Here is a 12,355-nt window from a genome sequence, read left to right as displayed (position 1 = left end):
TTGTAGAAAATAACAGGTATAAAAAAACCCCTCACTTGGGTAAGTGAGGGGTTTATCTAAAGTATCAAAGGATAGAATTATCCGACTCTTGAAACTTCAACAGCGCTAAGGCCTTTAGGAGTTTCTTCGACTTCAAATTCTACTTCTTCACCGTCAGCAAGCCCCTCTTCAAATCCAAGGTTTTGAATGTTGTTGCGGTGTACAAAAATATCTTTTCCACCATTTTCAGGTTCGATGAAACCAAAACCTTTTTGAGCATCAAACCATTTAATTTTACCGTATTCCATAATGTGTTGTGTTGTAATGAGTGCAGCAGACTTTAATTAGTTCAAGAATTGAAATGAATAAAAGTGCGGCTGCATAATTTATTGTTAGTTGTACAAACTATAGAGGGGAAACAAATACTAAACTAAATTACTAATACTGATTCTTACCATACATTTGCATCAGCACTAATATCTTCTTTATTACAATTAATACCAAATAATGCCCTGTTTATTTGGCGGATATGTCTATCAGGAAAAAATGTATTGTTTGTTTATAATTAGAATCAGATACTAAAAACTGAATCTCTTCTTTATAAAACAAGTAGAAGAGCATCGTTAACATAGCCTTGAAGCATATCTTGGTGTTGGAAGGAACCTAATTGAGGAAAGAGTGAATCAATTGTTGGCATTATTTAAAGGTGGTAGATATCGGGTAATAGTGGCCTCAATATGGGTGGTTTTATTTATTCAGTTGGCGGAGACGAAACAGGTTTTTGCACAAGATTCTACCTCTTTTGAGCCAAGGAAAGCTGCTTTTACCATCAATGGCCGTGCAGACCGACCGGTTGTTATTCCATTCGAACTGGTGAATAATCTCATCATTATTGAAGCCAGTATAAATGGCTCAGTTCCTTTAAAACTGATAGTGGACACAGGTGTTGGTAATATTCTTATTACAGCTTTACCTAAGGGAGAAGAAATCTACCTGAGAAGTTCAAGAACCGTTACCCTTTCCGGTCTGGGAGAGGGAGAACCTGTGGAAGCTTTTTATGCAGAAAAGAATCGCCTTGATATTGGAAGGGTGACAGGTGAGAATGTTGAAGTATTGTTTATGAAAGAGGATATTTTTCAGCTTGCATCCTTTATGGGAACCTTTGTTCATGGTTTAATAGGATATGACTTGTTCTCGGAATTTGCGGTAGAAATAAATTATTTGAGTAAGGAACTTATTTTATATGACCCTGAAAAATTTGAGGAAAAGTTTCAGGAACTCCCTGAACATCGGAAATGGCACAAGCTTCCTATTTATATAGAAGACAGAAAGCCTTACATAGATGTTGCCTTTAAGCAGAGGCCGGGAATTTCTTACACTCCACTTCGACTGTTAATAGATTCCGGTTCAAGTAATGCTTTTTCTCTGTATAAGATTACTCATGAGGAAATTGTAGTCCCCAAATCGAATATAAGCACGCTGATTGGGGTAGGGCTAAGTGGTAATGTGAACGGGTATCTCGGTCGAATTCAAAAAATGAAGTTAGGTGATGAATTCATTTTTGAGGAACCTGTTATTGCTTATCCTGATAGTTTTGCTGTGCGCCGAGCACTTGGTTTAGGTGACCGTAACGGTAGTTTGGGAGGTGAGGTGCTTCGTCGTTTCAAAGTAATATTTCACTACCGAGATGAATATATCTTGTTAAGAGCAAATAGGGATTTGGGCGATAATTTTTATTACAACATAAGCGGTATTGAAGTGAATACACCGGTGCCAAATATCCCGTTATATGTTGTATCGGAAGTCAGAGAAGGGTCACCCGCTGAAAAGCAGGGAATACAAAAAGGAGATGTTATCAAGTTTATTAACGGAGAACCTGCTGCCCGGCTGAATCTCAATGATATTTTAAACATCCTTCAAAAAAACCAAGGTTCCAGAATAAGGGTGGGTGTGCAAAGAGATACCTTGTACAAAAGCTACAAAATCAGGCTGGAAAATGAGCTTAAAGTAGATCCCAAAGAATAATATTTACCTAATTTGACAGGAAATTCAGCTTCAGAATTGGTAACTACTTCTCATTATTCTTCAACCTTAATTTTTCTTCGCTATGAAATCAGGATTTAAAGTATTTTTGTTTCTTTGCAGCTTATCAATAATTCTTGTGCCTCAAGTCGGCCTTAGCCAGTCAATCAGTGGGGAGCCCGGGGCAATACCAGCCACGCGGACTTCTAAAGTAGATTGGTCTAAAACCTCCGAGCATCAGGTTACCATTAAAGGGAAAAAGGTGCCTTACACTACCACGGTTGGAAATCAGCCGGTTTGGAATGAGGAGGGCAAACCGATAGCCAGTCTTTTCTACACGTACTACGAACGTTCGGACGTAAAGAATAAAGAGCGTCGTCCGCTGGTTTTTTCTTTTAACGGGGGGCCGGGTTCAGCTTCAGTTTGGATGCATATCGGATACACGGGCCCACAGAAACTTAAAATTGATGACGAAGGATTTCCCATTCAGCCTTATGGGGTAGAAGATAATCCGCATTCGATTCTGGATGTTGCCGATATCGTTTTTGTGAATCCTGTAAATGTTGCTTTTTCTCGGATTATTGACTCAGAGACCGACCGTTCTGAATTTTTTGGAGTGAATGCCGACGTTGAGTACCTGGCCGACTGGATCAATACATTTGTGAACCGTCAGAATCGCTGGCCTTCACCCAAATACCTGATTGGTGAAAGTTACGGTACTACCCGGGTTTCCGGTTTGGCTGAAGAGCTTCAGTCATCTTACTGGATGTATCTGAATGGAGTGATTTTAGTTTCACCAACAGGACTTGGCGTAGATCGGGACGGTCCGGTAGAAGATGCCACAGCTTTGCCATATTATGCCGCAACAGCGTGGTATCATGATGCCCTGGGAAGTGAATTGCAGAGCAAAGATCTGGATGAAATTCTCCCTGAAGTGGAGGCATTTGCAATTAATGAATTTATCCCGGCGCTTGCTAAAGGCGGGTTTTTAGAGGATTCAGAAAAACAACGTATCGCTGAACAGGTATCCGAATATTCAGGACTTTCTGTTGAGTCTATTTTGGATCGAAACCTTCGCGTTTCAACCTCCTTCTTCTGGAAAGAGTTGCTTAGAGAACAAGGGTTAACCGTTGGTCGACTCGATTCACGCTACCGCGGTGTTGATCGCCAAAATGCGGGAGAACGCTATGATTATGACCCGGCGCTGACGGCCTGGAATCACGCGTTTACACCGGCCATCAATCATTACCTGAGAGATGAGCTTGGATACGAGACCGATTTGCAATACTGGACATTCGGCCCGGTTCATCCATGGGACCGAAGCGGTGATAATACCGGTGAAGACCTGAGATCAGCGATGGCTGAAAACCCATTCCTGCATGTGTTAATACAATCCGGGTATTACGATGGGGGCACCAACTACTTTGATGCGAAATATACCATGTGGAATATGGATCCAAGCGGAAGACTCAAAGATCGTCTTTCTTTTAAAGGCTACCGCAGCGGGCATATGATGTATTTGCGGGCTGAAGATCTTGCCACTTCCAATGAAGACATCCGTGTATTCATAGAAAATTCCATTCCCGAAGAAGGAATGCCTGCAAGATATTGATCCGGTTATAAACCTATCGTCATCGCGAGGAGAATTATAGTTTGAGCCAAACTATGTTGGTTTTCGACACGGCGATCTCCATGAATCACTTAGTATTCTGAATTTGGAGATCGCTTCGTTAGATTAATTATTCATCCCATAAAAGAAGCCTGATCTTCTCGTAATGGCGCTCTTTTTTAGGTTATTTTATGGAGCTTTAAGAGTATCCGGTTTGGCTGCGGAAGCACCGAATAACCTCACTCCCCAATACACAAAAAATGCCCGGATGGAGCACATGCTGTCATCCATACACATTTCTTTCAGAAGCTCGTCAGCATATTTCCTGTAAGTAAAGTCCAGATACTGTTCCCTGATCAGCTGGTATAAAGCATCATGCACCAAAGAACCCTGCATGAAATTTTTGGTATCGATGGTTGGTCCGCTTGGGCCATCCCAGGAGTATCCTTCTGATATAAAAAGCTGTCCGTTGGTATCGAGATATAGAAAGTTATTTCCCAGTTTTTCATCCGGGCGGATGTCAATAACTCTGGAATAGGATTCTACCAAAGTGTATTTATAATGTCGTCGTTTTTTAAAAAAAATCATTTGTTTCCCCCATTGGTGAGTATAGTGACAAGAGTAGCGGGATGGGGTAGATGTTGCAAGAAAAGAATAGCAGGTAATAAAAAATCCCGCACTTAAAACTAAATGCGGGATTCAGATTCATTGAATCAGGATATCATTCGAGCAGATATACATCTACTGCGCTAAGTCCTTTGTCTGTTTCTTCAACAGCAAATTCAACTTCTTCACCGTCGTTAATATCCTCGTTAAATCCGAGGTTCTCGACGTTGTTTCGGTGAACAAAGACATCTTTTTCACCATTTTCAGGTTTAATGAAACCAAATCCTTTTTGGCCGTCAAACCATTTAATTTTACCGTATTCCATAATATATAATAAGTGTTGTTTCACAGGCACAGTGTACTATATGCTTCAATATGAGCATACTTCATTTCAAGATCGGCTGTGAAGATTTTGTGTTAGTTATACAAACTATAGAAGGGAAATAAATACTGTACTAATAAATAAATACCGATGTTACCTTTAATTTGTACCTCAAAGATCCCCTGAATATTGACCAATACCAAACTTCATTTCGGATTTTACACTTTGTGATGAATGGGGAGTGATGAGGTGATGAAGTGATAAGTGGGGCGCTTATGGCAATATAATCCTAAAGCCGGATCTTTCGTTATAACCATAAGCTATCAAAGTTTAAGTGACTTAAATATATAAGTCGCTCACCACATCACTTTATCACTTCATCACTTTTCCACCCAATCACTCATAAATTTCGTTAATCAAACCCGCCATTCGAACACCTGCTTTTACTAAGCGTTGCTCGACGGTGTTCCAATTTTTGTACGAATATTCGTAGCTTAGCTCCTTGTCTTCCGGGAAATCATAGACTTGGGGCAGTAAATCCTGAGACTCATATGCCCAGTCTCTAATAGAAGTACTCTGCCATTCGTTGATTTGCTCTTCGGTAGGATGGTTCACGAAATCGGAGAGCTCAGTATAGCTGAGTTGTTTGTCATCTATCATTTCACTGTCCCACACCCGGTGCAGGTTAGAGTTACTCCAGAACCATTGCAATTTTACATCATTTCCACCGCGATCGGTTCCATTACCCACATGCAGCGGCTGGTGTAAATCACCCACAAGATGTACCAATATCTTCAGGTTTTCCTCTTCTTGTTTTTGGGTGAGATTACCTTCTTTCAGCTCTTTAACCACCTTTTCCAACGCCCAGATGATATCGCCGCCTTCGGCTTTCTCTACCGTTTCATAGGTTTCGCCTTCAGGAATGGTTACATAATGCCATGGGGCCATGAAATCGTAAGCATCGTCCGAGCGGACTTCATCCATCCAGGTGCTTACTTCTGCAAGGGACTCATTACCAAGAACACGTTCTACTTCAGCTGCGGCTTTGTCGGTGAGATACTGCTCGGCAACATGGCCGGTAGTGCGGTGGCCGATTTGTCCCCAGCGCAAAGCTTCATTCGCTGTTGATGTGAATCCTAAAGCAAAAATGGAAATAAGAGTTAAAAGCTTATTCATTAATAAATAGTTTGGTTTGAATTTTTTACAAGATAAGGGCGTCAGTATTACGATTCAGTAAAAACTTTTGATTCTACTCGAGCTCATTTAATAAATCCTGAAGATCAAGTACTTTTGTGAACATATTCAGGGAGCCATCCTCATTTCTGGGCCATTCATTTTCAGGTCGGTCCCAATACAGTTCTACACCATTCTGGTCTGGGTCATCTAAATACAATGCTTCTGAAACTCCATGATCCGAAGCTCCTGAAAGCTGGTAATCAGCATCGATAAGCCGCTGTAAAATTTCAGCAAGATCTTTTCGGGTGGGATAAAGGATGGCCGTATGAAACAGCCCGGTACTTTTTCTTGGTGCAGGTGGGGCTCCTTTGCTCTGCCATGTATTTAACCCGATGTGGTGATGATAGCCGCCGGCAGAAATAAAGGCAGCCTGATCTCCATAGGTTGTTATCAGTTCGAATCCTAACAGTCCGCAATAGAAATCCAGAGACTGTTGCAAATCAGATACTTTCAGGTGCACATGGCCAATGCGGGTGTTAGAGGGAATTTGGTAAGGGTCTGCCATATATGGTTTATAATTTTATAGTTCAATCCGATAATACGAATACGTGCCTAAAATGTAGTAGAAGTGTTAGAATATTCAGCCCCAGAGTTTCAAGTAGTCAAATTTTGTATTTTTGTGCAGGTTTCAGGGAAAATAAAAAAGGAGTGATGAAGGACAATCGTAAAACACTAACCAGTTCAGAAGTTGAGCAGCTTTTTGAAGATGGGAGTATTGTTGTTTTTAAGTGTAAGCCTTCCTTCGCATATCCCACAACATTTGTGAGTAAAAATGTTGAGAAGATATTAGGCTTTACCAGAGATTATTTTTTAACAACCCCAAGCGCATGGGCTAATCGTATTCATCCTGAAGACAGGAAGAGGGTATCTGACAGCTTTCATAATATTCTTGAACATGGCGGAGCGGCAATTAATGAATATCGGTTCAAAAGAAAAGATGGGCGAATAGTTTGGCTTCGGGATGAAATTAAACTACTGTATAACGAATCAGGAGAGCCATCATCAATATTAGGGACCTCATTTGAAATAACAGACAGGAAAATATCGGAGTTAGAAGCTCAGCGGGAAATTGAGAACGAATTAAGAAACAGGCTTAGCTTTCAAAACGCACTTTCATTGTGTTCTAATCTGTTGGTTGATGCTTCAGAGATCAGCGTATTTGATGAAGTTCTCAAGATTTTGCAACGTACAACCGGCTCCGACAGAGTTTACTTTTTTACCAATGAAACTACGCCGGAAGGGAGACTTCTTGTAAGTCAAAAATTTGAAGCTTGTGCAGAAGGTGTGATCCCTGAAATTGATAATCCGGAACTTCAGAATATACCCTACAAAGAGTTTCCTTTCTTCTATCAAAGGCTTAAATCGAACCTGATTGTTAATAGACCTACAGAAGAATTACCCTCTCCGGAAAAGGAGTTGATGCAAGCCCAGAAAATTTCATCTGTACTACTATTGCCGGTTTTTCAGGGGGATGATTGGTTTGGCTTCATAGGGTTTGATTCTCTGGGTGAGGTACGGAGTTGGGAACACTATGAGCTTTTGACGCTGAGAACCACGGTGGAAATTATTGGGAACTTTCTCAAACGTATTTCCATGAAAGAAACACTGATTCAGCAAAGAAACTTCACCCAGCAGATTCTGGATAGCCTGCCAAGTATTCTTACGGTAGTTGATAGGAAAATGAATCTTCTACTCTGGAATAAAACCGGAGAAAAACTAACTGGCTACTCCGCTGATGAACTCAAGAATATGTCTGCATTCGACTTTGTCCCTAAAGAAGATCATAAACAATTTATAGGGGCCATGAAGGAAATTCTGGCACACAATACGGCCGGGCAGGAAGTGAATGTGCAACATAAGAGAGGAATGGTTAGCCCTTATTTTTGGCGAGGGAATATCATTGAGATGGATGGAAAGGAAGCATTTTTACTTGTTGGCTTAAATATCAGCAAGCAGAAAGAAATGGAAAGAGAGTTGATTGAAGAGAAAAGGTTTGCAGATGCAATTATAGATGGCTTGCCGGGTACATTTTTTATGTTAGATGAAAAACTGAACCTGGTGAGGGCAAATAAAAACCTTGCACAGGATATTGGCTACTCGGTGGAGGAGATATTAAATCAAAAAATTCTGAACTACTTTTCTGCACATGATGAACAACAATTAGGTAGTAGTTTAAAGGAGCTTTTTGAACAAGGGAAAGTAAGCATGGAAACCAGTCCTGTTTCTAAAGATGGTAATGAATTATCCCGAAATGTAAATGCGGTTCTGTTCGAACGTGGGGGAGAAACATTTATAATTGGAACCGGGCAGGACATAAGTGACTTAAAGAAAAGAGAGGGGGAACTGCGGGCAAGTATTCACGAGAAAGAAGTGCTGCTGCAGGAAATTCATCACCGGGTAAAGAATAATCTTGCCGTTATCTCCGGTTTGCTGGAGCTGCAGGTGCATGAATACTCTGACCCAACCTTTAGCCGTCTGATCCAGGAAAGCCAGATGCGCATCCAAACGATGGCTATGATCCATGAAAAGCTCTATCAGTCAGAAAGCCTGAGTAGAATCTTTATTCATGAGTACATAGATGATTTAATTGATCAAATCAGAAGCAGTATTAAAATTGGAAACGCCAAGATTAGTGTCAGTACCGAAATCGAAGATGTAGAACTAAATATCAATCAAGCCATACCATTTGCCCTTGCTTTGAATGAAATTATCTCAAACTCACTGGAGCATGCTTTTAAGGGAAAAAGTCAGGGTAAGGTTACCGTAAAACTGGAAGAGAGAGACGGGGTTATCTACAGTACTATCAAAGATGATGGAGTCGGGTTCTCAACTGAGGAAGATTTATCAACCTTTAACTCACTGGGAATGACGTTAATTAAATCGTTGCTTAGCCAAATTGAGGCCGAATGGACAATGGATGGAAAAGGCGGGGTTACCTATCGCATTGAATTCAGGAAAGACATGGAAAAAGGTTCAAGCAGTTCTCTCGATATTATCTGATTTACTACAATACTGTCCGGCAGGCTATCCCCGAACAGACCTGTTTATTGACAATCACATTCCCTTAAAAATGTGAATTCCCCTATTCTGTTAATTACGTTTGGTTTAGGAATTTTCAGAAGTGTTTTGGGTGCAAAAATGTGGATAACTATGTGGGAAAGTTGTGGGAAAATAAGTGATTTTTCTGTTGACAGTCGTCCGTGTTTTATGCTAATTAACTGTTGAACAAAGTCATCAAAAGTACTACGGTATAATTGATGGAAAGGTCGAAATTAAAGTCCGCGGCCTTGTTTCTTTAAGATTTCAACCCGAAAGATTATAGAAAAGTGTTCCGGGCGATTTTTTTATGTCCCTGTCTCAGCCAGCAAATTCCTGTACATAGGTCCGGTTCCCGGTGATGTAAACATCTTTCCTGTCTTTCACCATGTTAGCCAAAAACTCGGCAGCTTCCTCATAATTGATGTACAGATCACCAATGGTAATGTTATTGAAGTAGTTGTCTCCATAAATTTCCACACCTGCACTTCTCACTACTACTTTTTCAATGTCATCGTAGGTAAGTTTTTTTGAGATAATGCCATTCTGGAAAATCCCATCCCGGTTAAATACAATATTGAAACGGTGATAGGTAGGCAGCTGAATAGCAATTACAACTATTGCCAGTGTACAAACGGCAGAGAGGATGACTTTGAAAGCGAAGGGTTCATTGGTCCCGACCACAAAAAGTTGTATTAGTACATACCCACAAATGAACATAGATAACGGTCCTAATGTGTACAGTGAGAGGAGTAACCATTTTTTAGGCCGTATGATAACCTCTTTCTTCGTCATTGCTATCCCTTTCTTAAACCCATTTATTTAATAAGTAAATAGATAATAAATAATTTTTTAAATGACCATCGTAAAATTTCAATAAAGAAAAAGCCCATAAACAACTGTAAGGATGTGAATTCGTCGCAGACTGCTTTGATTGTATTAATTCACAATTGCAGACTCCTCAGTTACAACAGTAGGTTATTTTTAGTAGATTAATCGGGTTAAACAGGTTGTATCGATTCAATAACTTCAATTCTAATTAAACAATGCAAGCGATGAAGGGTACTTTTGGACCATTATTTGTTGCTGTTGTCTTCTTTCTGATTCTTCAGCCTGACTTAACAATGGCCCGCCAAAGCACGGACTTGGGTACCGTTGAGGGTGTTGTGCTGCTGGCGGCTAAGGAAAATCCGGTTAGAGTTGGCGGAAGATATGGCCGTCCTTCCCGATCGTCAGGCGCTTCAAGCTCATCCACAGATTCTGTTCTCATTTGGCTGGAAAGTACAGAAGCTAATTCAGGTAGTGAGCAAAGTGGGCCGGTTATACTTGACCAAAAAGGGCTATCATTCCAGCCTTCGGTGTTACCCGTTCGGCTAAACGGTACCGTAAGAATCCGGAATTCTGATCCGGTATATCATAATGTATTCAGCCTCTCTCCAAAGAACAGGTTTGATGTAGGGCGCAGGCCCAAAGGCGAATACCTTGACGTAACGTTTGATACACCTGGCGCTGTAGATGTTTTTTGTGATATCCACTCTAATATGCGGGCCACTATTTACGTGATGCCCCCGCGTGTGGTAACATGGACCAAAGTTAAAAGCGGTGATTCTTTCACCATTGAAGATGTAGAGGCAGGGAATTATCAGTTAAAGGTTTATGCACTGGGATTTCAGGAGCGGGTTATTCCGGTTGAGATTGTTTCCGGTGAAGCTGCGACTGTGGGAACCTTAACGCTTAGTAATTAAGCTATGAACAGAAGTCAATTTTTCAGTTTGAGGTGGAAGCTGCTGACCGGTTTTGTTGGCCTGGTGCTTACTACCGTTTTGATTTTACTGTTCAGCTCCAGCCAGATTTTAGAGTCCCGTATTCGTCAGGATATTGATGCCAATTTCAGTGAGGCCGGGCGAATATTTGAGCGTATTCAGGATGTCCGGTTTCGCCAGTTACGGCAAACAGCCATCTTACTTGCAGATATTCCAAGCCTGAAAGCGGCCATTTCTACCGGTGATACTGCCACTGTAAATTACGTTCTCCGGGAAGACCTGCTGTTCCTGCTCGATTTCGATCCCATCATCCCGGATTCGCTTGTTCCCAGCGAGTTCTATATGAATCCGGATTCGGCCGGGTTATTAATTATATGCGACTCGGAAGGCAAACCCCTGGGGCAAATGTCATCCACACCGCTTCCGAGGTATTCCATTGCAGACAGGGCAGGAATCAGTACAGCCCTGCAGGGAGAAATGCCTTCGCAAAGCTATATCTGGAAAGAAGGAAACCGGTATTTCAATGTAATTACCATTCCGATTTGGTCCGGGAATCAGCTGGAGGGTACGCTTTCGTACGGATTCCCTATCCGGCAGCAGGAAACTGAGCAGCTTTCCAAAGACATAGGCCTCGAAGTATTGTATTATGTAGATAATCAGCTGTTGGCCGGTTCGTTCGAAGAAATATCTCCATCCAATAAAAACACGCTTTCCAGGAATATACACGCCGCAACTTTTGAGGTGCTGAAGAACGGACAGGCAACCTCAACCGAAGTAGCGTTAGGCTCAGAAAATTGGCTCATTTATATCGCACCGATGTTTGAAACCACCGGCAGCATCAAAGGGATTGACGGGTACTACGCCGTAGCTAAATCGTTGACGCAGGAACTCATTCCACTGCAAAACCTGCAATTACTGATATTTGGAATCGGGATATTTGCTGTTGCCGGTGCTATCGTCATCAGTATTTGGATAACAGGCCGAATCACCAAACCCATTTACCTATTGTTAGACGGCGTACAGCGTGTAGAAAAAGAGGACTTCAGTGAGGAAGTACCGATCACAAGCCGGGATGAAATCGGGGAACTGACAAGGGCCTTTAATGAACTGGTGGAAGGACTGAGAGAGCGCTTGTTGATGCTCAAATTCGTTTCCGAGGCCACCCTTGATGCCATCAAGAAGAATATTTCACGCATAGAACCCGGTGGTGAGCGAAGGGATGTTACGGTTCTCTTCTCCGATATTCGTGGATTTACCGCCTGGGGCGAAAATCATACTCCGGAGCAGGTCATTGACATGCTGAATAATTTACTGAGCTATCAGGCCGATTTGGTGCATAAGTTTGGTGGCGACGTTGATAAGTTTGTGGGAGATGAACTGGTAGCGGTATTTCAGGGAGAGGATAAGGAGCAACAGGCTGTGAATGCTGCGGTTCAAATTCAACAAAGGCTGAAGTCCCTGCTGCAGAAAGAGCAAGAAGATCTGGCGGTGGGGATTGGGCTCAACAGCGGTGAAGTGGTTATGGGGGCCATGGGCAGCGAAAACAGAATGGACTTTACGGTATTGGGCAGCACGGTTAATTTGGGAGCCCGGTTATGTTCGGCAGCCAAGAAGCATCAGATTTTAATTTCAGAATCTGTTTTTCTGAATCTGGAACGTAAGGTGCCTGTTAATGAACTTGAAACCATTAAGGTGAAGGGTATAGAAAAGCCGGTTCAAATCTATGAGATAGACTGGCAAACCGAGGATATGATGTCAATCGCGAAGAATTAGGGAGGCAAG

Annotated in this window: 11 protein-coding genes; 5 read left to right on the top strand and 6 right to left on the bottom strand. The window is 41.8% G+C overall.

Translation table 11 applies throughout. The annotated features are described in order from the left end of the window. Window positions 1–77: 77 nt before the first annotated feature. Window positions 78–287: a cold-shock protein gene (locus NM125_RS02205; protein WP_255132410.1), complete on the bottom strand. Its 210-nt coding sequence runs from the start codon at window positions 285–287 to the stop codon at window positions 78–80. Between the two features lie 382 nt (window positions 288–669). On the opposite strand from NM125_RS02205, the gene NM125_RS02200 reads away from it, so the two are divergent. Next, the gene (locus tag NM125_RS02200; RefSeq protein ID WP_255132408.1) at window positions 670–2,004 is read left to right on the top strand and encodes an aspartyl protease family protein; all 1,335 of its coding nucleotides are present in this window, start codon (window positions 670–672) and stop codon (window positions 2,002–2,004) included. Between the two features lie 82 nt (window positions 2,005–2,086). Further along, a complete protein-coding gene (locus tag NM125_RS02195) occupies window positions 2,087–3,613 on the top strand; it encodes a S10 family peptidase (protein WP_284700142.1) in 1,527 nt (508 codons plus the stop codon). Between the two features lie 186 nt (window positions 3,614–3,799). Here the strand turns inward: NM125_RS02195 and NM125_RS02190 are convergent, their stop codons facing one another. The 4 genes from NM125_RS02190 to NM125_RS02175 form a co-directional block, all read right to left on the bottom strand. Next, window positions 3,800–4,198, bottom strand: coding sequence for a hypothetical protein (locus NM125_RS02190; protein WP_255132404.1), 399 nt, complete (start codon window positions 4,196–4,198; stop codon window positions 3,800–3,802). 133 nt (window positions 4,199–4,331) lie between these two features. Next, window positions 4,332–4,541, bottom strand: a complete 210-nt coding sequence (locus NM125_RS02185) for a cold-shock protein (protein WP_255132402.1) — start codon at window positions 4,539–4,541, stop codon at window positions 4,332–4,334. Between the two features lie 393 nt (window positions 4,542–4,934). Further along, complete coding sequence (locus NM125_RS02180; protein ID WP_255132400.1) at window positions 4,935–5,714, bottom strand: S1/P1 nuclease; 780 nt, start codon at window positions 5,712–5,714, stop codon at window positions 4,935–4,937. A gap of 73 nt (window positions 5,715–5,787) precedes the next feature. Continuing rightward, the gene (locus tag NM125_RS02175; protein ID WP_255132398.1) at window positions 5,788–6,279 is read right to left on the bottom strand and encodes a VOC family protein; all 492 of its coding nucleotides are present in this window, start codon (window positions 6,277–6,279) and stop codon (window positions 5,788–5,790) included. A 146-nt stretch (window positions 6,280–6,425) separates the two neighbouring features. On the opposite strand from NM125_RS02175, the gene NM125_RS02170 reads away from it, so the two are divergent. Further along, a complete protein-coding gene (locus NM125_RS02170; protein WP_255132396.1) occupies window positions 6,426–8,774 on the top strand; it encodes a PAS domain S-box protein in 2,349 nt (782 codons plus the stop codon). Between the two features lie 357 nt (window positions 8,775–9,131). Here the strand turns inward: NM125_RS02170 and NM125_RS02165 are convergent, their stop codons facing one another. Continuing rightward, window positions 9,132–9,605 carry a hypothetical protein gene (locus NM125_RS02165; RefSeq protein WP_255132394.1) on the bottom strand — a complete coding sequence of 158 codons (474 nt, stop codon included), beginning with the start codon at window positions 9,603–9,605 and terminating at the stop codon, window positions 9,132–9,134. A 260-nt stretch (window positions 9,606–9,865) separates the two neighbouring features. On the opposite strand from NM125_RS02165, the gene NM125_RS02160 reads away from it, so the two are divergent. Continuing rightward, window positions 9,866–10,555 carry a hypothetical protein gene (locus tag NM125_RS02160; protein ID WP_255132393.1) on the top strand — a complete coding sequence of 230 codons (690 nt, stop codon included), beginning with the start codon at window positions 9,866–9,868 and terminating at the stop codon, window positions 10,553–10,555. A 3-nt stretch (window positions 10,556–10,558) separates the two neighbouring features. Then, window positions 10,559–12,346: an adenylate/guanylate cyclase domain-containing protein gene (locus tag NM125_RS02155; RefSeq protein WP_255132391.1), complete on the top strand. Its 1,788-nt coding sequence runs from the start codon at window positions 10,559–10,561 to the stop codon at window positions 12,344–12,346. Window positions 12,347–12,355: the final 9 nt, after the last annotated feature.

The sequence above is a fragment of the Gracilimonas sediminicola genome, assembly GCF_024320785.1.
GTDB classification, from domain to species: Bacteria; Bacteroidota; Rhodothermia; order Balneolales; family Balneolaceae; genus Gracilimonas; species Gracilimonas sediminicola.
The sequence above is the reverse complement of the archived record's forward strand: the minus strand, read 5'-3'. Positions and strand labels throughout refer to the sequence as shown.